Here is a 22,692-nt window from a genome sequence, read left to right on the forward strand (position 1 = left end):
AGACCTTCAGGGGGGGCGGGACGCCTGCCCTACGTCTATATAGCAGTAAGCATTTAGGAAACATACATTTCGCCCTCCCTTGCTCCCCCGCTCCCGAAGCTTCTATTGTTCTAACCAATATGACTGCTGCTATATAATTGCTAAGCCTGAATGAGAGCCAGACACCGGGGAACTTCGGCAAAACCCGGTTTCTTGTGGCTTCACTTTTTGTTTATAAAGGATCTCTTAGCGAACCGGAGAAGATTCCTAATTGTATCACAAACCCGAAAAGCCGTCAACAATCCGCTGACGCCGGCTTTCCAACCAGCGCTCCAAGGCTTCTCGGCGCTGCTGGGCTTTTGCCGCCCGCTGTGCGGCATCCTCTTCTGTAACACCAAACTTTTCCACCTTTCTCGCCGCCAGCACAAACTTAAACCCGTTTCTCACCACAGCGGGAACAGCGCAATCGCTCACTTCGCACAGGGGAGCCGGTTTCCCTGTATACTGCTGCGATTCAGAGCCGGAAATTAATTGGCTTTCTGCGGTTTCTCGGTGACATAAATCTCGGTTGACCTGCTCTGCCATTTCCTGAAATTTCAGGATTTCTGCCTCTAACTGATCCGCTAGGGCATTGATGCGATCCGCCTGCGCCCCCAGATATTGCATCCCCTCGCTCACCCGCTGCTTGAGAGCCTGCTGCTTCTGCTGTTTTAGCTGTGCTACTGACTGCTCCAATTTAACTACATCCTCTTGCAGCGCGGTTAAGGCAGCGTCTGTGGGGACAGCTTGTTCTTTGCGTCCGTTCAGAGACGGGAATTCACTGGGTTGCCCAACACCGCTGTGCTTTAGGTCGCGCCCCAACTCCCCCACCTCCGCCGGCGTGGCGGCATAGCTCAAGGGCACTGCGCTGGTCGCTTCATTCTGTGTGTCCTCTTTTGCTGCCATGAGGCTGGCTAATTCTGTTTCCAATGCCGGCGCAACAGTCAAAGCTGTTTGGCTGGGTTGGTTTAAGGAGACTGGCTGCCTGCGGTTTACCTTTGAATGCATTTGTTCTGCGATGTATTTAAGATAATTTTAGCCCTCTGTGACCGTTTCGCCCCTGCCCTCTCCCAAAACCCTGCTAATTCTTACCAACAGCGATGCCCTACAAGCTGGGAGCTCACCATCACAAAAGGAGTTGATTTCCTGCACCCATAATTGTAAGTGGGAATCACTGACACTCTGCGCCGCCGCAACGCCCGTTCTGGATGGCGACCAGTCGGGCTCAAGTTTCACCGGCTTTCCTCCAGTGCCCCCGACACCGCTATAGCGGTTTTCAGATGGCTGTAGCACACCCTCTCAACCCCTTCCTTCCCAAGGCACGGCAAAGGCTGACCTACAATTTTACTCCATTCAGTTGCAAAACGCTATATAGCGGGCTTAAACTCAGTCCTACAGCCGGCGGGAACCTTCCGCACCTTGATATAGCAGTTCTCAATGGTTTGCGCAACGGGGGCCAAAAACCCCGGTTTCTTTTAGAAACCGGGGTTCTGAAATGCACACAAATGATTTAGACGCGCTATATCTTGGCGATAATGTAAAAATAAGATTAATTTTTTTAGTTTTAGATCAAAATTATGATAGGGGGCAAAATTTTAAGCTTAAATAGGGCGCTCACCGGCAGGCTCTTGAGCTGTAGGGCTTGCCCTGATTCTGATTCAATTCCCTTCTTCTAGCCCCCACGCAACCGGACTGACAAGGGACTCCACCGCCTGATAATTTTCTTAAGAAATAAAAAAAATAAATAACAGCAGGCTTCTGGGAAACGGCAGCTATACTGGATCTAGCGCGAGCGCCCTCCGGGCAGCCACACAGATTACCTGTTCAATCATCTTGCCATCTAAATCTGTCAGAAAAGCATTTCTGTCAGTCAAGGGTTTATAAGAAAAACTTCTCACTAGGCAGGGCTTATGGATTTTCAGAACCTAGAACAGTTGCGGGATTCCCCGCCAGAAGAGGCAGCAATCGAGCTCCTAAGAACAATACTGGCGGTGGGTGGAGGACAAGCGGGATTGGGGTTGGGATTGGGGCAAAAGGCGAATCTCAGTTCCTCATCCCCTCATCCCCAAATCCCGGCAGCCCCTGAGCCCGCCTCACCGGCAGCGCCCAGCGTGGCTCAATTGCAGCAACTGCTAGAAAACACTGGCGACATATTGGTGGTGTACGACCGGCAGTTGCGCTACGTCTGGATTAATCCAGCGGGGGCGGCGCAGCTTATGCTGACGCCCGAGACAGTCGTGGGGAAAACCAATCGGGACCTGTTTGGTGTGAAGTCGCCCGCCATAGAAGTGCCGGTGCGCCGCGTCTTGGAAACCGGCGAAAGAATTCTGGCAACACAAGACATCCCACTGCCTTCTGGCGGCAAAATTTACGAGAGTGTCTACACGCCAGTCAAAGATGCTTCCGGAACAGTCACCGGCGTAATTGGTGTAGCTCGCGAAGCCGCTTCAACCGGCACAAGCCCCGCCCTGCAGCCTCAAACAGAACAGTACAGAGCCCTGTCGGGAGTCATCGCCCGGATTCGGGAATCGCTCGATCTCGATACCATCTTCAAAGCCACAGTGACCGAAGTGCGCCAGCTCTTGCAAGCCGACCGGGTGGCCGTATTTCGCTTCTATCCCGAAGCGGACTGGGAAGGGGAAATCGTCGAGGAAGACGCAATTCCAGGCATAGTGCCAGCCTTAAAAGTCAGGGTGCGAGATCGCTGTTTTGGAGAGCGCTACGCCACATACTACCAGCAGGGTCGGGTTGCAGCTATCGATAACACCCACACGGCAGGTTTGAGAGACTGCTACCTGGAAATTCTAGATCGATTTCAAATTCGCGCCAACTTAGTTGCGCCGCTGCGCACCGGCGACCGGCTGTGGGGGTTGCTGTGCGCTCACCAGTGCACCCGTTCCCGTCACTGGGAGGCGTCCGAGATTGAGTTCGTCACCCAGATTGCCGAGCATTTGGGAGTGGCGCTGCAGCACGCGGAATACCTGGAGCAACTTCGGGCGCAATCCGAGCAACTGCAGCGGGTGACTCAACGGCAGAAAACTCTGTCTGTAATTGTAGACAAAATTCGCCGGTCCCTCGACATCAATACCATTTTCCAGACAGCAACTCAAGAAGTGCGGCGGCTGCTCAGTGCCGATCGAGTGGCGGTGTATCGCTTCCACCCAGATTGGAGCGGTGAATTTGTGGCGGAGTCTTTTGCCAGTGGGTGGAAGCCACTCGTGGGAGTCGCGCCGGTGATTCAAGACACCCACTTGCAACAAACCAAAGGGGGGCGGTATTCCCGAGGTGAAAGCTTTGCGGCTGACGATATTTCCTCGGGCGAGCCTGCCGACTGTCACATTCATATCTTAGAGCAATTTCAGGCGAAAGCGTATGCAGTCGCCCCGATTTGGCAGGGAGAAAAACTTTGGGGGTTGCTGGCGGCTTATCAAAACTCTGGGCCGCGTCACTGGGAAGAATATGAAGTGGAATGGCTAGCGGAGATAGGGGAGCAGCTGGGAGTGGCGCTGCAGCAAGCTGAGTGCCTGGAGCAGGTTAAAGCGCAATCGGCGCAACTGGAAAGGGCGGCTCAGCTGGAGAGAGCGCTAGCAGCAACGGTAGACAAGATTCGCCGCTCCCTCGATACTGACACCATTTTCTTGACAACCACTCAAGAAGTCCGGCTGCTCCTGCAGGCAGATCGGGTGGGAGTTTATCGCTTCAAGCCAGATTGGAGTGGCGAGTTTGTGGCGGAATCTTTTGCCAGTGGGTGGGCTCCACTGCTGGGAATTCCCATCGAAGATACCTACTTGCAAGAAACCCAGGGGGGGCGGTACTCGCGCGGCGAAACCCTGGCGGTTGACGATATTTACGCGGCGGGGCATGCGGACTGTCACCTTCAGCTGCTGGAGCGATTTCAGGCTAGAGCGTATGCGATCGTCCCCATCCTGCAGGGAGAAACACTTTGGGGTTTGCTGGCGGCGTATCAAAATTCACAGCCCCGCCACTGGGAAAAGTATGAGGTGGAATTGCTCGCCCAGATTGGGGTGCAGCTGGGAGTCGCCCTGCAGCAAGCCGAATTGCTGGCCCAAACGCGCCGGCAAGCGGAAAAACTCGCCCAGACTGTCCGGGATTTGCAGCAAACCCAAACCCAGCTGATTCAGAGCGAAAAAATGGCCAGTCTGGGGCAGCTGGTTGCCGGTGTGGCGCACGAGATTAATAACCCGGTGAATTTTATTTATGGCAACCTCGGCTACGTTGATGATTACACCCGAGATTTGCTCTCCCTCGTGCGCCTTTACCAGGAGGAGTGCCCGCCTTCGCAGGCGATTCAAGAACGCCTGGAGGAGATTGAGCTAGAGTTCCTCACCTCAGACTTGCCCAAAATCCTGTCTTCAATGAAGGTGGGCTCCGACCGCATCCGCCAGCTGGTGCTCTCCCTGCGCAATTTCTCAAGACTGGATGAAGCAGAGAAGAAGCAGGTGGATATCCACCAAGGCATCGACAGCACCCTGCTGATTTTGCAGCACCGGCTCAAAGCTAAGCCGGACACTGCCGGTATCGAGGTGGTCAGAGAATACGGTCAGCTTCCCCTGGTGGAGTGCTACCCCGCACAGCTAAATCAGGTGTTTATGAACATTCTCAGCAATGCCATTGACGCCATAGAAGATGCGGTCCGCAGCTCACCGGCACAGATGAAAGCCCAGCCCAGTAAAATTACCATTCGCACTGAAATGGGGCGCGGGGCATCGGGCACTGAGCGCCGGCCACAAGATAGCTCGCAGCTGTCGGGGGGCCAAACCGCCGTGATTCGGATTGCCGACAGCGGACCCGGGATTGCAGAGGCGGTGCGAAAGCGCATCTTTGAGCCCTTCTTCACCACCAAGCCGGTGGGGAAAGGCACCGGCTTGGGGCTGTCCATCAGTTACCAAATTGTCGTGGAAAAGCACGGCGGCGCACTGCACTGCCTTTCTCAACCCGGTTGCGGCACCGAGTTCTCGATCGAGATTCCCATCGGGCCCAACGCCTGACACAGGGACTGGGGACAAGCCCGTGGCGCTGCAGCGCACCCCTCGCCCAATGTCACGGCATAAAAAGTTTTAATAAATTTTTTATACTCCTATTGACTGCCGCGCCTTTATAGGTGATAATGAAATCGCACTCATCAAGTACAGTCAAGTCAGGGAAAGGGAAAGGGTCGCCCCAACAGGACGCCCTCGCGGAGCGCCGTCACAGTTGCGGGAAGTTTGCCAGCGGCGAATAGTCTGCCAAAACCGCCGGTGTTTAGAATTCAAGGGCCTTTCAGCCGCCATCAGAGCCACAGGTTAGTTTTTGGGAACAAACCGGCTCAATAACTTTCGATTTATGTCAGCGGTTCAGAGCGGGTGTGGCGCGAACTGAGGCGTTTCAGGCAAGGTCTGGGGGAGCTGCGGGCAAGCGAAATCGCCACAGGTGTTAGGTGTTAGGTGTTATGTGTTAGGTTGGAGTTCCAACCCCCTCACCCCTGTATCCCCTGTATCCCCTGTATCCCCTGTATCCCCTGTATCCCCTGTATCCCCTGTATCCCCTGTATCCCCTCTATCCCCTCTATCCCCTCTATCCCCTCTATCCCCTAACCCCTATCCTTAGATAGATCCCAGGTTTTAGGTTTTAAGTGTTAGGTGGTATATTTAACTCCTAACCGCCGATCCCGCCCCCCGAACTCCGCCCCCCGAACCCCGAACCCCGAACCCCGAACCCCTATCCCCTAACTGCGGCTGATTTCTGCAAGGAGAAACAAAAAATATGAACGGCAGCATAAATGTAAAATTTCCGAAATTTGAGTTTACCGATTGGGAAAAGGAACCTATTCACAGGCCGGGGTGCATTCAGAGCCACGGCGCACTCTTTGTGCTGAAAGAACCAGAATTAACGATTTTACAAGTCAGCAACAATGCGCGAGAGTTATTAGGAATATCGGGCCATAAATTGATTGAAAAGCCTCTTGATTTTATCCTTGGCAGATATCAGGTGGATGACATTAAGATGTGTTTACAGAAACAACATTTGCAGGAGATAAACCCACTCAGCCTGTACCTAATTCTCCCTTATAAGACTGCTAGATTTGAGGGGGCACTTCACCGGAACAGTGGGGGCTTGATTCTGGAGCTAGAGCCGGTCAGTTCCCATCCGTCTGGGGACTTTTTAAGTTTTTATCACTTAGTTAGGGCATCTGCCTCTAAGCTGCAAAGCGCCTCCAGCCTGCATAACCTGTGTCAAATCATTGTCAGGGAAGTGCGACAAATTACTGGGTTTGACAGGGTGATGATTTATCAATTCGACCGGGAAGCGAATGGGGCGGTCATCGCTGAAGACAAACAAGAACACCTGCCTTCTTTCTTCGGCTTGCACTACCCCGCCTCAGATATCCCCAGACAAGCCAGACAGCTCTACTGTTCAAATTGGCTGAGATTAATCGCCGATGTCAATTATCAACCTGTTGAAATTGCCCCCAGCTGCAATCCAGTCACCAAAGAACCGCTCGACCTCAGCCACAGTATTCTCAGAAGTGTCTCGCCCTGTCATCTAGAGTACCTGAAAAATATGGGCGTTAGCGCTTCCATGTCTGTCTCTTTAATGAAAGGCCAGACACTGTGGGGACTGATTGCGTGCCACCACCAGTCACCCAAGCATGTGTCTTACGAGGTGCGCAAAGCGTGCGAATTCCTCGGTCAAGTGATGTCTCTAGAACTGTCAGCCAAAGAAGAGAATGAAGACTATGACTATCGCCTGGCTATAAAATCCATTCAAGCCCAACTCATTGAGTGCGTCTCCGAGGAAGGAGACTTTATTGAGGGCGTGTTTAAGTCTCATCCGAGTTTGCTGGATTTGGTGGGCGCTCGCGGAGCCGCCGTCTGTTTGAGGGGGACCTGTACCGCCATTGGTGAGACCCCTCAGGGAGAGCATCTCAAAGCCTTAATTGAATGGTTAAACCGGCAGCTAGACAGAGAAGTATTTTACACCGATTCTCTGCCAAAACTCTACAGACACGCCGAGGCGTTTCAAGACGTTGCCAGTGGGCTGCTGGCCATTTCCATATCCAAGAGTCAGGAGAATTTGTGTGTGGTGTGGTTTCGCCCAGAAGCAGTCCGCACCGTCAGCTGGGCGGGAAATCCGCACCAGCCCTTTGAGAGGGACACTGAGGGCAGGGGGCGGCTGTCGCCGCGCCGGTCGTTTGAGCTGTGGAAAGAAACCGTTAGAGGCCAATCGTTACCCTGGAAACAGTGCGAAATTGAGGCGGCGCTGGAACTGCGGAAGGCCATTATTAGTATTGTGCTGCGCCAAGCCGAGGAACTGGCAAAATTAAATGCGGCTTTGCGGGAGTCGGAAGCGCGCGAGCGAGAAAAGGCGACTCAGCTAGAACTCGCCCTGCAAGAACTCCAGCGCACCCAAACCCAGCTGGTTCAGGCAGAAAAAATGTCCTCTCTCGGCCAGCTGGTTGCCGGTGTGGCCCACGAAATCAACAATCCCGTCAACTTCATCTACGGCAACCTGACTCACGCAGATAATTATACCCGAGACTTGATCGACCTCCTGAATCTGTACATGAAGCACTACCCCCAGGCGGTGCCGGAAATCAGGCAGGAGAGTGAGGCGATGGATCTGGAATTTGTTATCGAAGATTTGCCCAAACTGCTTAACTCTATGAAAGTGGGGGCTGAGCGCATCTGCGATCTGGTGCAAGCGTTGCGGAACTTCGCCCGCCTGGACGAAGCGGAGATGAAGCCGGTGAACATTCACGACGGGCTAGACAGCACCCTGCTGATCTTGAGCAACCGGCTCAAACCCAAACCAGACCGTCCCGGCATTCAAGTGATCAAAGACTATGGCGACTTGCCGCTTGTGGAGTGCTATGCCGGCCAGCTCAACCAAGTGTTTATCAACCTTCTCGCCAATGCCATTAACGCTCTAGAAGACTGGGACAAGCACCGAAAGCCGGCACAGATTAAAGCCGCTCCCAGCCAAATTACCATCCGCACTGAAATGGGGCGTGGGGCTCATGGCGTGGCGCATGGGGAAGACGAAAAATCCCTCATATCCAGCGCTTCATCGCAGGTGGCGAGGGCCCAAACCGTTCGGATCGCCATCGCCGACACCGGCCCGGGCATTCCGGAGGAGGTGCGCCGCCGGCACTTTTCCCCAGACTTTACCCCACTGCCGGCGGCGAAAAACACCGGCTTGGGGCTGGCCATCAGCTCTCAGATTGTGGTGGAAAAGCACGGCGGCCATTTCCAGTGCATTTCCCAACCGGGGTGCGGCACCGAGTTCTGGATTGAGATTCCCATTAAGGCAAACGCCGGGGTTGGGGGTTAGGGATTAGGGATTAGGGGTTAGGGGTTAGGGTTAGGGGTTATGCTTTTAATCGGCTTTTTGGGAAATGACGCATAGCCTCCATATCGCCTTTTAAAGGCATATCCTGAGAGCGAGTGGGTCGAGATTAATAATGCAAATTAAATGCGTAAATCCTTCCGCCAATCCCCCATGCCCAATGCCCCATACCCAATGCCCCATGCCCCATGCCCCATGCCCATACGCACCTGGCTGGCCACTTACCGGCGAGCCAGCTGCTGCTTCCACTGCGCCAGCGACCTTTGGGCCTGAGCGTATGCCGGCGCATCCGAGGGCACCAGACTGGCCGCCTCAATAGCGCTGCTCAACCTGCCGCGTGCGGCGCGGCTGCGGGCAATCTCAAATATGGCTTGGCTCCACTGGGCGATCAGCTTTTGAGCCTCGGCATATTTCGGCTGACCGGCTTTGATGGGGCGGACGGTGTTGATAGCGCGGCGGTAAGAAGACGCCTGTCCCCTGCGGATGAAACGGGCCGCGCCTCTCAACAGGTTCTGATGGGCTTGCTGCTGCTGGGATTGCCCCTGCCACTGCTCGATGAGCTGTTTCGCCTCGGCATCCAGCGCTGGACGTTCTCGGGGAACCAGCTTAGCTGCGGAGATTGCCATGTCGAATCTTTCCTGTTTCGCTCGCGCCCGGGCGATATCCAAAATCACCTGACCCCAGCGGTCGATATTCTCCTGAGCTTGGCTGTAGAGCGGGTCTTGCGGCGGAACTTTGCGGGCGATGGCAATGGCGTAACTGAACTGGGACGCTTGGGCCTTTTGAATCGCCTGGGTTGCCTTGTCGAGAGTGACATCACTGGCCGGCACCCCCACGGGTGCGGCCTGTGGCGCTGCCCTCACCACCTGGCCCACCGGGGGCTCGCTGCGGACAGGCGTCTCGACTGTTTTGCGGGGCGTCTGTTCAGCCGGCTCGGAAGCTGCCGGTGTTGAGTCCTTTGGCGGTGCCGGTGCGCTCGTCTCGGATGACTCCTGGCTGACAAAGGAGGTCTTGCCCACAGCAATCCCCAGCAGAAACGCCAGCGCCACCGCAGAGCCCCACAGCAGTGGCCCACTGCTCCCAGAGGATTTCTGGGAGCCCCGATTCCCCTCGTTCCGGGGCTCCCTCTGGGAGCTTGAGGGGATTTTTGCCCCCTCTCCCGCCGCTGCCGCTGCCGGTGTGCCGGTGATTTCGCTCGTCCTTATGACATTTTCTCTGAATTGTGATATAATCTCCGCCGTTTTTTTGGGGTCTGGAGGGGAGAGGGGGGGGTAGTGGGGGGAAACGGTGACTGCGCCGTTAGTGTGTGCCGTGCCGGCAGGTTGCCGCACCGGCCCAAACCGGCTGGCGTGCCGCCAAATTGCCGCGCCGTTGCCCCAAAAAGCTGATTCCTGGGGCCAAATCAGCATCTGGATTTTTTCGGGATTGCTGACCACAGTTAGGGGTTCTTGCACCGGCAGCCGGCAGTGTTCGCTCAATTCTGGCAAGCGGTGGTTGAGATAGCGCTCCAGACTTTCCAGGGTGGTGCAGCCGGTGTAGCGAAGCGCTTCCAGGAGAGCCGCCGCAAACAGACCGTGGCCAGTGGCGGCGCTTTCGCGGGAAAATTGGCCCGGACGGCTGGAGAGGATGGTGGGAATGTCGTGCTGTTTGGCCAGCTGTGCGGTTTCCGTGCCGGTGGCGTCACCCGCTCGGGTGCTGCTGGCGCGGTTCATATCGAGCAGCAGCAGTATGTTTATTTTTTTTGCCGTTTGAGCCTGCGCTGCGTTGAGAGCGGCGAAGAGTTCTCGCACGGGGTAGCCGGTGCCTGGGATGTCGGCGGGGTTGCCGAATGCCGGCATCAAGTAGTCTTGGCCATTCCAGCTGGCTCCGTAGCCGCTAAAAAAGAACCAGAGGGTGTCACCGGGCTCCACAACCTCGCGACAGAGCCGGTTGAGCCATAGCTGAATATTTTCGCGAGTTGGACTGGTTGAGTGTCCGAGTGCCGGTGGCGAGGTGTCGGTGAGCAGCACGCACCGGTCTGCTGGCAAGTGGGCTTCACCGACCAGGAAATCCAAGAGGGCCTCCGCGTCCTGCTGGGCGTAGCTCAAGGGCTGGAAGAACTGATAGTGGTTAATGCCTATTGCGATGCAAGCTTGCTTTTTCACCACAGCTGCCTAAAATCCCGCGTACATACCGTGTCCCACACGATAGCACATTTCTGTCTCCGTTTGTAGTTCAGCGCAGCCCAAAAGTCTGTAAGTTTGTAAGTTCAGCGTAGCCCTACAGTTTGTAGTTGGGCTTCAGCCCTACAGTTTGTAAGTTCAGCGTAGCCCAAAAGTTTGTAAGTTCAGCGTAGCCCAAAAGTTTGTAAGTTCAGCGTAGCCCAAAAGGCGCACACTTCCCTTGTAAACCGGGCGCACGCCCCACGCGCACGCCGGCTCACACTTCTGCCGTTCCCAGGCTCCCCCTGGGAACGAGGGAAGATTCGCCAACAGTCTCTTGCAATCGCCAGAGCGCGAGCGATCACCCCACCGGCACTCCCGCCTCTTCCCCGGGTTCGGTGGTTTTCCCCTTTCATCGATCGGGGGGTTGGGCACTACAATTGACTAGCAACCTCTGTCCGCAAGTCATCGCATCAAATTACTCCAGAAAGGACCCAGTACATGGCCATCGTCACTAACAGGGAGTCCGCTATCACGCCTGCCCCATCTGCAACCCAGACATTTGACCAAAAGCACTCTCAGAAACAGAAGCACCCCAAAAAGCACAACCACTACAGGTTTCAGGACTTTTTCCAGATGCAGCCCGAAACCGGCACCATCCTGGACTGGAACGACAGCCGCAATATTTTTACGAGTGAAGACTTCATTATCGGCCTGCAAGAAGGCTTGGAAGAAGAAGTAGGCAACGCTTCCAGCGTCATTATGTACAGCATCGGCTGCCAGTGGGGGACCAAGGATGCCGTCGTTTTCCGCGAGTGGTTTGAGAAAGAATTCGACCGGGATATCTACAATTCCAATTTAATGTTCTTGCTGGAAACCTGGTGGTGGCCATTTACGGCTCAGGGATGGGGCCGGTGGGAAGTGGACATGAGCGACCGCAAGCAGGGGTTTATTTTCATCAACCTGTTTGACTCAGCGGTGGCTCGCACCCTGGGCGATGTGGGCAAACCCGTCTGTTTCCTGTATGCCGGCTTGTTTTCCGGCTTCTTCAGCTCTCTGGTGAAAAAATCCCTCAACTGCATCGAAATTCAGTGCTATTCGATGGGAGAAACCTACTGCAAATTTCTGCTGGGCAACAAAGATCGCATTGACGCCGCCGCCTTCTGGGTCAACGAAGGGGCGACAGCTCGCGACATTCAGAAACGGTTGCAGGATGGAGAGCGGCTGAAATGAAGACAGGTGAGATGTCCTGGCTGCAACTTTCGGTAGAAGAGTTTTTTAACAGCTGCAACTGGAGCGGCGAATCGCTGGCGCTGCTGGACTGGCAGCCAGAATCTGGCCAGCCCCTGCCGCTCACCGTGCTGGTGGCAGAGTTTTTCCGGGCTCTGCCTTGGGAGGGCAAGCCGGCAGTGGGCTCCAAGCCAAAGTCAGCGACACCCGAGCAGGTTCGCATGCCGGAGGAAGCTCGAGAAACCACTCTGGCCGACCTGGCCGACCTGTTTTAAATCCCTTGGAAACGTCCCAGCAGACCAGAGGGAGCCGGTGAAAGGTCTGTGGCGCTGAGAGCGTGTTTGTAAAGTAATTGTTAAGCCTGAGTGGGGGCCAGAAACCGGGTTTCCTCTCCCTTCCCCACCACAGGAAACCCGGTTTCTTCTGGCAACACTATTGCTTTAGAAATGACCTCTAACAGATGAGCCATCCTGCAGATGGCTGCCAAAATTTAGCTTAAAGGCCCCTGCCAAACTGAGAAGATGAGTGATTAGTGATGCATCCCAAAATAGAAGCTCTAATGGATGAGGCGGAAAACCGCTACTTGAAGCCGGAGGAAATGGAGGCTTTGAAGCATTACGCTATTTCCATAGCTCAAAGCCTGAAAGTCTATGAGTCCCTGCGAGATCAGGAAGTAGCCATTTTCCAACCCATCGCCGACCAGCTAGTAAAAGCCTTTCCAGAGGTGAGTCAGGAAATCCTGGAGCGCTCCTTGAAGCACTGGCTGCTGGTATTGCGATACTGCGCTATGGCTATGCTCCTCAATGACCGAGAATTTTTGCAGCAACGCCTGCTGAACTGGCTGAAAGGCTTGGTGGAAACTTACCAAACAGCAGAAATTGAGGCTCAGCTTTACCAGCTGCTGCAGGAGCGCCTGAAGTCAGTGCTGTCCCCTCAGGCGCTGGCGCTGTTGCAGCCGTTTTTAACCCAAACTCAGACAGCACTGCTGTCAACTCGCGTGTAGAGCGCCTGCATCGCGTGTCTCCATTTCAGACGCACCCCACAGTAGGGTGCGTTAAGAAAATCCTCACACAACTAACAGCACTACGGTGGGTTAGAAACGCACCCGAACTAACAAGTGACAGCTCATATGATTGCGATTGCTGATTTACTGGATAGCCAGCGCCTCCCCGGAAATTACTTTGCCCCCGGTGCCTATATTCGGGGCGATTTAGAGCTGGGTTTGCTGGAAAATCGTCGGGGGGACCGGTTCCTGGCTCTGCCGGCAACCTTATTTGAAGCGATTTATGCCGGTCTGGAACAAGAAACCGGCACCGCAGCCCGCCTGGTACTGTTCAACTGTGGCCGGTGGTGGGGCAAAAACTTCTACGTCCGTTTTTGTGAGGAAGTCAGCGAATACTACAGCAAGCCTGTCGCTGAAATGGAAATGGTAGAATTTATCCAGTGCTTGCAAGAGTGCTGGAAAACCCTGGGCTGGGGGACTTTTGAATTCGACCAAACCTACTACCAGCAAGGATTTCTAGAGGTGAGAATTGGCCACTCCCCTTTTGCGGAAAAAGCCCCGCAGTGGAACCGCCCCGTGTGTTTTCTGGAAGCCGGCATATTAAGCTCTTTCTTTAGCCAGCTCACCGGTCGGGACATCCACTGCTTGCAAACCACCTGCGAGTCTCTCGGGGCGGACTGCAACCGATTTGTTCTCGGTTTGCCCGAACGCCTCAAACCCGCAGAAGCCTGGGTGACAGAAGGCCAGGAACACCAGAAGATTATGGCCCAACTGTGCGCCTGACCGCGATCGAGGGAGAAACCGGGTTTCGCAGGAGTTCCCCGGTTTCTTATATTTGTGCCGGCTAATTAGCCCTCAGGAGCAAGAGAGGCGTTCGCCTCACTACAAACTTTAAAAAAATTCACCGGCAGTCAAGGAGAAGGAGAAAGAAATTGGCAGCATTGAGCGTCTAAAATCTACTCTTTCTCCAGCCGGTTGAGTTCCCAAAGGGGAGAAAATAGGGCCGCCTCTTCCGGCGTCAGGTACTGCCGCACAACATCCAGCATCACTTGATGGGTGATGTCGGCGCTGCGCTCCACATCCAGCGCACGCAGGACAGTCTTGAACCACAGGATAAAGCGGTTCTGCAGCCGCTCAGCATCATTAATTAACAGAGCAGCTGCTGTATGCCGCAAAACCCGCAGCGTGTCAAGCCTCCATTTTGAGGTAGCGTCCTCGGAGCCATTGCTCAATAAACTGGCGTCGATCGACTGGACGTTTGCTTGCGCTTGGCGAATAATTTCTTGTTCCGCCGCCTGAATTTTTTGATAGGCACTCAAGCGCAAATTAAAAGACTTGAAGTAATCTCTGAGAAACTGGACTTCTGTAGCGGTGGCATAGCGCCCGTCAGCCGCCAGACTCAGTTTTGCTAGTTGGCTCAACATAAATTCCACTCTCGTGCGCGACCGATTGCTAATACACTTTTAGATTCTAGATTCAATCCAAAATCCATGCATCCGGGGATCCATGCATCCGCGCATCCATGCATCCGGGCATCCTCTCTCCCCTTGGCGTCGTCTGCGTCTGCCCTGCGGGAAGCCGCTAGCTCGCTATCGCGAGCCGCTTTGCTAACAGGTCTATGGCGGTTAAAACAGATTAAGCGTCCGTGGTTTTTGCCAGGTACTGCCCGACCTGGAAGCGGGTTTCTTCCAGCTGGGTAATAATAGAACGAGTGATCAATTTCCCAGCTTCCACTATCACCTGGCCGGTGATCGGGTGCAGCAAGTCCTGATCAGCGCGGCGACCAATCAAAGTGTTAATATCTTTAATCGCATTCAGGTACATCCCGGTAGGCAGCTCCACAACCACCCCCTCATCCATAACCCGCGCCTGACAGGCCAGGCGAGAATTGGGTTTGGCGGTGGTAATCACCTCTAGTGTCCGCTGCTCCCGCCGGTTCAACCCAGAAAGACCTTGCATCCCCTGTTTGATGTACACGTGGCAAGTGGCGCACATTCCCCGACCGCCGCATTCTTTGAGGACATCGAGCTCATTTTCTAGCAGCGCCGACAGGATATTGGTATTGGTTTTAACTGCTGCCTCGAAGGCCAGAGGATCTAATCTGAGAATTTTGACCATCTTTGTTTGGGCGTTATCGTCAGGGAAACTGGACTGGGCTGTTGCTCCTACACCTAGGATGGCACAGCTTGTAGCGATCGGGTTCCCGACCCCCCTCACCGGCAGCCAATTCCCACCACCGGCACCGCAGGGACAGGCGTCGGGGCTGTCCCGGCTCTCTCCCGGCAGGGGCGCAGCTCACCCCGGGCAGAAGGTAAAATTCGCATGGCACAGCTCCCACACAGTCACCTTGTGCCAACAAGACCGCTAAAATAAGTTAGAATCGTAAGTTTCTTATCAGCCAAAGGAAGCTCTCGGGAGAGGGGGCGAAGGCGTGACGGGGTGAAATTCTTTCAAGCTCCCCCTCCCCCGTACCGAGTGGGGGGGTTGGGGGATGGGGTTCTTCTGAGCAACACAGCGATCGCCATATAGAGCGCGCGCGCCCTTGTCTGTACAGCGCCCGGCTGCACCCTCGCTGTGGGAGCCGCGTTTGTCCCTTCTATGCCGTACCTGTGGCCAAAGCCAACCTCTCCCACTCTCCGGACTCGCCGGCGCGTCAAACAATGATCGGGCAATCCAAGTACCGCATTATAGGGCTCATTGGCCAAGGACAGTTTGGCCGCGTTTTTTTTGCCAGCAACCGCCACACCGGCGAGCTGGTGGCCCTCAAAGAACTCAGCCACGAGCGCTCGCCCACCCACAAATTTTTGCGCGAGCTCCTGTCGCTGATGACTTTGCAGCATCCCAATATCGTCACCGGCTCCGCCTTGGAACACACCGCCACGGGGCGGTACTTGGTGATGGACTACTGTGATGGCGGAACCCTGCGCAACCTGCTGGAACAGGACAGTTCTTTGCGCCTCTGCGAGGGGTTGCAGCTGATTCTGGGAATTCTAGCCGGTTTGGACGAAGCTCACCGGCAGGGCATTGTCCACTGCGATATCAAGCCAGAAAATATCCTCCTGACTTTGCACCCCGCTGGCTGGACGCCGAGACTGTCTGACTTTGGCGTAGCCCTGCGACTCACCCCGCCCGCCGGCAAGACGAGGGCGCAGTCAGAACCCAGCGCAGACGCCACTGTCGGCTCGCCCGCTTACATGGCTCCCGAGCGCTTTTATGGCCTTTATTCGGCCTCATCCGACCTCTATGCTGTTGGGATTATCCTCTGGGAAATGCTCACCGGCGAGCGTCCCTTTACCGGCGTCCCCGGCAAACTCATGTGGGCCCACATGAATCAGCGCCTGCAACTGCCTGACGCCATCCCCCACCCCCTGCGGGCGATTGTGCAAAAATCCCTAGAAAAACTGCCCGCTCGCCGGTTTGCCAGCGCCGCTGACATGGCCACCGCCCTGCAGCAGGCTATCGATGACCCCGAGGTGCGCGCGGTTAGCAATCGGAGAATCCCCCTGCAAAACGCCGCCAAACCCGCCCCCGGTCAGGGCGCTGCCCCCGTCCGCGCCCTCCCCGGAGCCACCAAAAAAGTTTTGCCGGCACCCTTGACATTTTTACAAGGATGTGGTAATACCCTTTACGCAGCGTTGGGGGCGAAAGTGCGGGTGTGGCGCTCATCCGGCCAGCCCCCAGTCAGTGCGGCGCTGCCTGCCAGGGCTGAGGGGCTGCTGCCCTTGCCCCAAGGCTGTTTGGCTTCTGCCGGCGGCCAAATTTACTGGCTGGGTGCCGGTGAGACAGCGCGATCCAGCCTTTTGCAGCTGGGGGATAAGGCATCTGACTTCCCTTGCCAGATGGCTGCAGACTCAGAAAGCAGGTGGCTAGCAGTGGCAAGCGCCGGCTCTCTGGGGATATATTCCCTGCCGGCGCTGCTGGGTGGCGCGCCCCGGCTGCCGGTGCGCACCATTCCCCTCTCCGAGGACACTCCGCCAGAATTAATCTTTCTCGACCGGCGGCACCTGCTGGCCGTTTGGCAAGACGCCGCCAAACCTCTCACCCGGTTTAGGATTTACACCCGCCGGGGCACCCGGGCGGGAGAGCTGTCCGTGCCGGTGGCCTTTAGGAGCGACTTTTGCGGTCGCTATCTGGTGCCGGCAGGCGAGCCTTTCACTCTGTTTGGCATCGAAGATGGCTCAAATTTTTCCGCCCGGGGGGCTGCAGCTTTGCGCATTCAGCTGCGCCCGCTGCTTGTAACGCGCATTCCCTTGGATATTGTGCCGGTTTGCTGGGCTGTGATTCCGGGCGGCTGCGTTCTGGCTTCCGACAGTGGCAAAATTGTGTTTCTCGATGACCTCGGGCGTCGGGCGGGCACTCTCAAAGGCCCACCGGCACCCGTGGCGATTGCCGGCTGGGGCGGGAATGGTCTGGCGATAGCCACTCGTGCCGGTAAGCGAGACTCTCTATATTTCTTATCTATAGATAAAGGGGCAACAGATTCGCACCCTCGGGCTTGAGCTAAGCACTTCTAAAAGAAGCCAGAAACCGGGAGAACCTGGGTTTCTGGCGCTCCCAGCTTTGAAGCAACCAGAAACAGAGAAGAAAATTTAATAATGAACCGCCCCCGTGAAGGAACGTTAAGAAAGAAGAAGAAAGTTTTCACCCCTGAGCTGTAAGATGTTAGGCTTTTAACTTGCTTTTTTAACCGAAGGATAGAGAGCCTCCAACGTTACTTATAGAAGGACAATGCAAGCATTCTAATAGAGATATGTAGTGCAAATTAAATAAAAAAAATTAGAGGCAAGGGCATGTCGCCTCTCTGCCAGCTCCCAGTGGCCACCGGCGGAAATATTTTCTTTGTTTTGGCCCGCCACACGCCGAATTGCGGTGAGTAAACCGGACATGATATTAGATTAACTATCAGGAACTGAGCAAATTTGAAATCAGATGGCAAAAGCAGCGCCGGTTGTGGAATCGGATCGCCGTGGTGGCGCTACAGTCAGCAAGACGGTACTCAAACTGAGCTTCCCGGCAATTGCAAACCGGCTTTCAAGCGGGCGAGCGGTTTCGGAACGAGCGGTGGGGGCGATGAGCCGGCTGGCGGAAATTGTGGCTAAGTTGCGCTCGCCTGCCGGTGGGTGGCCATCACACCGGCCTCAAACTCCAGAGACTCTGGCTCCCTATGTGACAGAAGAAGCTTACGACGCTATCGAAGCCCTGCAAGAGGAGGAAAAAGAAAAAAAGGCAGAAAAGGAAAAGCGCCCCACTCCCCAGTACATTCTGGTTGAGGATTTGATTCCCCGACTCCTGTGGTACATGGCCAGAAGTTCTCTGGAGGTGATGCGACTGCTGGAGGGGGTGAGAGCCAGAGGGTTGCGGGAGAGCCGGTGGGAGGCGGGCGGGTTGCGACTGGTGGCGATTCTGACAGCGCAGGCTGCCGGCAGGAGCTGGGCGGTTGACCTGGCCACTCAGGAGCCGGTTGCCTCAAAAGACGCGAGGTTTAGCGCTGCAGTGTGTGAGAGGATTGAGCTGGATGGGGGTAACATCTGGAAGGGCGCGCTAGAAGAGTTGGCGCAGCGAGTGCGGCAGCAGATACTCGCCGCTAGCCCTGAGCTGAAAAGCTTGCTGGATGGGGCGAGTGTGGAGCTGCTGGAACCGGGCAAAAGCTGGCAGTCGGGCTCCATCGAGCTGAAATTTGATTTTCAATTTACAGCAGTGGCTGGCGCTGTCACCGGCACGCCTGCAGGGACGTCAGGTGGGCCCTTGGCGGCTGCCCCTGCGCGCGCCGGCGGGGAAATCTCCCCCGCCGGTGAGACTGGGGTGAGGCTGGTGTCGCCGGCGCTGCAAGAACAGTATCTCCACAGTGCGATCAGGGAATACTTGACCGGCGCTGTCTCGCTCATGCAGTTGGAGGTGTCGCCCCCAAGCGGGGGTGGGAGCAAGAAAACTCGGTCGCCGCAGAGCGGGGGAGTGTTGGCCAGTATACCGCCAGCGGATCTGATTCCCAGTTTGGTCAGAGCAGTCTGGGACTTCGCTGAGGTGCGCCAAGAGGCAACTGCCTCATCCGAGCGGCTGGACTCTTTGGCGCACAGACTGCTGTGGCAAATGATCGGCAGTTCCTATGAGGTAATGCAGCTCACCGGCAGCGTCAAAGCGAGCGTCCTCCAGCCAGAACGCAGCTGGGAAACCGGCACGGTGCGGCTGCTGGGGACTCTCAAGGTGCGGGCTGGGGATTTAAACTGGGATTTGGATATCGCTGCCGGTCAGGTCCTGCCATCTAGCCCCTATCTGCTGCCGGCTTCGGCTATCATTCAATCCCATGCCTGCCGGCATTTGCGAGAGCCGGCGAGAGTGGAGAACCTGCTGGCTAGCTATCGGAAACAGCTGCGAGAAACGGCTGCTTTTGCGGGGGTGCTGGCGGATGGCATTTCTGTTAAGTGCACAGCACCGGCGGGAGAGTGGCGCAAGGCACAGCTTCAACTCAGTCTGGACTTGCAGTTTATCTGTTGAGCGGCAACGGCTCACGGCCAATCACCCATGACTAATGAGGAAGTAACTGTTTACACCTACGCCTTTCTGAAGATACCGGCAACTCCCTTAGAGTTGCCGGCTGGCATCGCTGGCAAAGTGGAGCTGGTTCGTCGCGACAGTCTGGCGGCGCTGGTGGAGCTTGGGCTGTGTTTGGATGAAATTAATCATGACGACCGGCAGCTGATGCTGGCGGTTGTCTCCCACGACAGGGTTATTCGTGAGGTTTTTCGGCAAACTGCTGTTTTGCCGCTGCGCTTTGGCACTTGTTTTGTCTCTGTGGGGGGTGTGCTGGCGCATCTGCTGGCTCGCCAGGAGGAATACTTGCAAAAGCTGGAGGTGTTTGCCGGCAAAGCTGAATATATGTTAAAATTTATACCCCTGTCGCCGCCGGTGTCTGAGGTGCCTTCGGAGGCGAGGGGGAAGCAGTATTTTTTAGCCAAGAAGCAGCGCTATCAAACCCAGCAAGATTTTCAAAGCCAGCAAGCGGCTCAGTGGCAAGAGGTGCAAAGGTTAATCGCTCAAGTTTACAGTCATGCGGCTGCCGGTCTTGCGGTCGATTCCACAGAGCGTATTTATCTGTTAGGCGCTCGCGAGGGAGAAGCCAAGCTCAAGGATCTGGTGCAAGCTTGGCAGCAAGTGTGCACCCACTGGGAGCTGCAGCTGGGCGAGCCGGTGCCTCCTTATCATTTTGTGGGAGACGCTGCCGGTTAGAGGGGCATGGCGCATAGAGCATGGCGCATGGGGCATAGAGCATGGCGCATGGGGCATAGAGCATGGCGCATGGGGCATAGAGCATGGGGCATAGGGCATGGGGCATGGGGCATGGCGCATGGGGAAGATTTTCAGTAATGCCCAATCCCCAATACCCAATTCCCAATGCCCAATTCCCAATGCCCAATCCCCAATGCCCAAGTTTAATAAAAATTGAGAAAAGTTAAGATTTGTATATTAAAAATTGCATCAATCGCTTGCGGGATTGCCGCTGGTAGAGGACACTGTGAGTGGGGTTTCTAAAAAAGAACTAAAATGCGCAGTATCAATTCTTTGCTGGAAGACCTGGCGAACCAGAGCGAAGGGCGCTATCTAACGCCGGCAGAACTTCAGCCGGTGTACCGATACCTGAAAACGTTCTCTACTCGGTTACAGACCTATGGACTTCTGCGAGAGCGGTCAGATAAACTGATCCAGGAGAGCCTGAAAAAATTTATTTCCCTTCAGCCAGAGGTGATGCGCAAGCATGGGAGCCGGTGCCAGTACGATATGACTGCAGCGCTGCGCTATATGGCGCTTTCATTGCTGCGAGACGATCCGGCGTTTTTTAAAGAAAACCTGGTGTATTGGCAGGCCAACATACTGGCGGCTTATCGCCAGCACGAGGCGTGTCTAGTCGCCTACCGCTGCCTACAGGAAACGCTGAATGAGCAACTGCCAGCTGCTGCTAATCAGCTGCTAGAACCCTACACAGACATTATTTTGCAGACCCTAGACTTGCCTCCTAAATTGATGGCCCCCGTCCAGAAAATGGGAGGGGCATACTGAAATCAATTTGCGGATTTTAGATGCTTAGTCCCGTTTTTATCGCTCTCAGGCAGGTTTGTAGTTGGGCTTTAGCCCCAAGGAAAGTAGTTGGGCTTTAGCCCCAAGGAAAGTAGTTGGGCTTTAGCCCCAAGGAAAGTAGTTGGGCTTTAGCCCCAAGGAAAGTAGTTGGGCTTTAGCCCAAGTCACGGCTCAGCAGCCTTTAGAAGGTAACATTATGCTATACGAACCCGTAACGACTAATCATGACGCTTCTTCAGAGGAGAGAGCTTTCATTCTCCGACAAATCTATTGCCAGGTGCTAGAGCGTCAGCCCTACGATTTTGAGCGCCTGCAGCTGGGGGATTTAGAGAAAGCCTTTCTCAAAGGGAAAATTGGCATCCGGCACTTTTTGAAAAATCTAGCAGTCTCCCAGCTTTACCTGCGGACTTTCTACGAGCAGAGTTCCAACGTCAAGTTTATTGAGAACAGCTTCAAACACTTTCTGGGGCGGGCACCCCACGATGAAGTGGAAATTCGCGCTTGCGACGAGCGACTGGTGCGTCAGGGCGTGGGGGCGTTTGTGTCAGAGTTAATCGACTCAGAAGAGTACCGCAAGGCGTTTGGTTGCTTTACGGTTCCCTACTGGCGTCAGCGGCGCTATGAGTCGCCCAGCGATTATTTGGAGACGAGATTCCTCAGCAAAGAACATGCGGGAGATCGGGGTTGGGGGATTCCGACTCTCTACTGGCACGAGCTGCATCTGGACTGCACCGGGGGAGTTTGTCGCCCTGCCGGCTATTCTTCTAGGCGCACGCGCTCTTATTGAGAAAGGCGTGCCGGTTAAACCAGAAACCGGGTTTCTGGAAAAATTTTTGCATCTCACCCGAGAGATTTATTCAGAAACCCGGTTTCTCAGCCCCCAGTGCCGCAAGCAGAAACCGGGCGCTCTGGAGGGCTGCTGCCTCCTTTCTACCACATGCAGCATTATTAGCCTAACAGCTTATCTCCTCCCAAGCACAGCCCCGCTCTTCGGGCGGCTGCCAGTGGAGCGCCCACCGGCACGTCTTACCCTGGCACCTCGCGCCGAGGGTGCCACCGTCACCCGTGACAGCCGGCTTTCAATCACTTGACAAAACTGCCCCCGTATGGTAAAAGATAAAAGACCGGCACCCGCAACACATCCGCCAAAGAGCAACAAGATGGTTTGTAGTTGGGCTTTAGCCCCAACGTTTGTAGTTGGGCTTTAGCCCCAACGTTTGTAGTTGGGCTTTAGCCCAAAAGTTCGTAGTTGGGCTTTAGCCCAAAAGTTCGTAGTTGGGCTTTAGCCCAAAAGTTTGTAGTTGGGCTTTAGCCCAAAAGTTCGTAGTTGGGCTTTAGCCCCACCGGTGGGGGAAGTCCTGCGGAATTATACTGACACCTGTCAAAATTGCTACACTGAGGATGGTGTACAATACAGTTGAGGGAATCCAAGGCGCACCGGCGCAAAAATGCAACACTCTTTCAGTTACGTTCAATTACTTCTCATTACGGGTAAGAGTCACCGGCACATAGAGCTTCTGCAAGGCTTAGCGTATAAGGGTTATCGCAGAACTGGCGAAAGTGAGCCAGGAACTATATAATTATTATAGAAACGGATTAAAAGAGAGGTGGGTGGCGGGTGGCGCGGTGGCGCGGTGGCGCGGTGTCGGGGAGTCCCCCAAAGTTTGTAGTTGGGCCTTAGCCCCAAGGTAAGTAGTTGGGCCTTAGCCCCAAGGTAAGTAGTTGGGCTTTAGCCCCAGTGTTTGTAGTTGGGCTTTAGCCCCAGTGTTTGTAGTTGGGCTTTAGCCCCAGTGTTTGTAGTTGGGCTTTAGCCCCAGTGTTTGTAGTTGGGCTTTAGCCCCAGTGTTTGTAGTTGGGCTTTAGCCCCAGTGTTTGTAGTTGGGC

18 protein-coding genes are annotated in these 22,692 nt (G+C 55.2%); 13 read left to right on the forward strand and 5 right to left on the reverse strand.

Features of this window, described 5'->3' with window-relative positions; genetic code table 11:
* Nucleotides 1-255 precede the first annotated feature (255 nt).
* A complete protein-coding gene (locus OSC10802_RS0101385) occupies nt 256-1,026 on the reverse strand; it encodes a hypothetical protein (protein WP_017714995.1) in 771 nt (256 codons plus the stop codon).
* Nucleotides 1,027-1,928: 902 nt separating this feature from the next.
* Between OSC10802_RS0101385 and OSC10802_RS0101395 the strand changes: the two genes are divergently transcribed.
* Entirely contained in the window at nt 1,929-5,027 is a 3,099-nt protein-coding gene (locus tag OSC10802_RS0101395; protein ID WP_017714997.1) for a GAF domain-containing protein, read from the forward strand.
* A gap of 754 nt (nt 5,028-5,781) precedes the next feature.
* The gene (locus OSC10802_RS0101405) at nt 5,782-8,349 is read left to right on the forward strand and encodes a GAF domain-containing protein (RefSeq protein WP_017714998.1); all 2,568 of its coding nucleotides are present in this window, start codon (nt 5,782-5,784) and stop codon (nt 8,347-8,349) included.
* A gap of 236 nt (nt 8,350-8,585) precedes the next feature.
* Here OSC10802_RS0101405 and OSC10802_RS0101410 read toward each other — a convergent pair whose 3' ends face one another.
* A complete protein-coding gene (locus OSC10802_RS0101410; RefSeq protein WP_017714999.1) occupies nt 8,586-10,511 on the reverse strand; it encodes a caspase family protein in 1,926 nt (641 codons plus the stop codon).
* A 495-nt stretch (nt 10,512-11,006) separates the two neighbouring features.
* Here OSC10802_RS0101410 and OSC10802_RS0101415 point away from each other — a divergent pair, with 495 nt between their 5' ends.
* The 4 genes from OSC10802_RS0101415 (at nt 11,007) to OSC10802_RS0101435 (ending at nt 13,521) form a co-directional block, all read left to right on the forward strand.
* A complete protein-coding gene (locus tag OSC10802_RS0101415; RefSeq protein WP_017715000.1) occupies nt 11,007-11,738 on the forward strand; it encodes a V4R domain-containing protein in 732 nt (243 codons plus the stop codon).
* The gene (locus OSC10802_RS0101420; protein WP_017715001.1) at nt 11,735-12,010 is read left to right on the forward strand and encodes a hypothetical protein; all 276 of its coding nucleotides are present in this window, start codon (nt 11,735-11,737) and stop codon (nt 12,008-12,010) included. The genes OSC10802_RS0101415 and OSC10802_RS0101420 overlap by 4 nt, the downstream gene beginning before the upstream one ends.
* 260 nt (nt 12,011-12,270) lie before the next feature.
* A complete protein-coding gene (locus OSC10802_RS0101430) occupies nt 12,271-12,738 on the forward strand; it encodes a bilin-binding protein (protein ID WP_017715003.1) in 468 nt (155 codons plus the stop codon).
* Between the two features lie 126 nt (nt 12,739-12,864).
* Nucleotides 12,865-13,521 carry a V4R domain-containing protein gene (locus tag OSC10802_RS0101435; protein WP_017715004.1) on the forward strand — a complete coding sequence of 219 codons (657 nt, stop codon included), beginning with the start codon at nt 12,865-12,867 and terminating at the stop codon, nt 13,519-13,521.
* Nucleotides 13,522-13,694: 173 nt separating this feature from the next.
* On the opposite strand, the gene OSC10802_RS0101440 is transcribed toward OSC10802_RS0101435, so the two are convergent.
* Together OSC10802_RS0101440 and OSC10802_RS0101445 are read right to left on the reverse strand one after the other, a co-directional pair.
* A complete protein-coding gene (locus OSC10802_RS0101440; RefSeq protein ID WP_017715005.1) occupies nt 13,695-14,162 on the reverse strand; it encodes a bilin-binding protein in 468 nt (155 codons plus the stop codon).
* Nucleotides 14,163-14,373: 211 nt separating this feature from the next.
* Nucleotides 14,374-14,856 (reverse strand): 2Fe-2S iron-sulfur cluster-binding protein, encoded by a 483-nt coding sequence (locus OSC10802_RS0101445; RefSeq protein WP_017715006.1) that lies wholly within the window; start codon nt 14,854-14,856, stop codon nt 14,374-14,376.
* 58 nt (nt 14,857-14,914) lie between these two features.
* On the opposite strand from OSC10802_RS0101445, the gene OSC10802_RS48555 reads away from it, so the two are divergent.
* The 7 genes from OSC10802_RS48555 to OSC10802_RS0101480 all read left to right on the forward strand — a co-directional run bounded on the left by OSC10802_RS48555 (nt 14,915) and on the right by OSC10802_RS0101480 (nt 21,899).
* A complete protein-coding gene (locus OSC10802_RS48555; protein ID WP_155967285.1) occupies nt 14,915-15,106 on the forward strand; it encodes a hypothetical protein in 192 nt (63 codons plus the stop codon).
* 241 nt (nt 15,107-15,347) lie between these two features.
* Nucleotides 15,348-17,237 carry a serine/threonine-protein kinase gene (locus OSC10802_RS0101450; RefSeq protein WP_232731595.1) on the forward strand — a complete coding sequence of 630 codons (1,890 nt, stop codon included), beginning with the start codon at nt 15,348-15,350 and terminating at the stop codon, nt 17,235-17,237.
* 430 nt (nt 17,238-17,667) lie between these two features.
* The gene (locus OSC10802_RS0101460) at nt 17,668-19,230 is read left to right on the forward strand and encodes a hypothetical protein (protein ID WP_017715010.1); all 1,563 of its coding nucleotides are present in this window, start codon (nt 17,668-17,670) and stop codon (nt 19,228-19,230) included.
* 27 nt (nt 19,231-19,257) lie between these two features.
* Nucleotides 19,258-19,962 carry a GvpL/GvpF family gas vesicle protein gene (locus OSC10802_RS0101465; protein ID WP_017715011.1) on the forward strand — a complete coding sequence of 235 codons (705 nt, stop codon included), beginning with the start codon at nt 19,258-19,260 and terminating at the stop codon, nt 19,960-19,962.
* 315 nt (nt 19,963-20,277) lie between these two features.
* Nucleotides 20,278-20,790 (forward strand): bilin-binding protein, encoded by a 513-nt coding sequence (locus OSC10802_RS0101470; protein ID WP_017715012.1) that lies wholly within the window; start codon nt 20,278-20,280, stop codon nt 20,788-20,790.
* Between the two features lie 214 nt (nt 20,791-21,004).
* Nucleotides 21,005-21,595, forward strand: a complete 591-nt coding sequence (locus tag OSC10802_RS0101475; RefSeq protein WP_232731596.1) for a phycobilisome rod-core linker polypeptide — start codon at nt 21,005-21,007, stop codon at nt 21,593-21,595.
* A gap of 7 nt (nt 21,596-21,602) precedes the next feature.
* Nucleotides 21,603-21,899 (forward strand): hypothetical protein, encoded by a 297-nt coding sequence (locus tag OSC10802_RS0101480; protein ID WP_017715014.1) that lies wholly within the window; start codon nt 21,603-21,605, stop codon nt 21,897-21,899.
* A gap of 243 nt (nt 21,900-22,142) precedes the next feature.
* Here OSC10802_RS0101480 and OSC10802_RS53940 read toward each other — a convergent pair whose 3' ends face one another.
* Nucleotides 22,143-22,283: a hypothetical protein gene (locus OSC10802_RS53940; RefSeq protein WP_232731597.1), complete on the reverse strand. Its 141-nt coding sequence runs from the start codon at nt 22,281-22,283 to the stop codon at nt 22,143-22,145.
* Nucleotides 22,284-22,692 lie beyond the last annotated feature (409 nt).

Source organism: Kamptonema formosum PCC 10802, from assembly GCF_000332335.1.
In the GTDB taxonomy this organism is placed as follows: Bacteria; Cyanobacteriota; Cyanobacteriia; order Cyanobacteriales; family Oscillatoriaceae; genus Oscillatoria.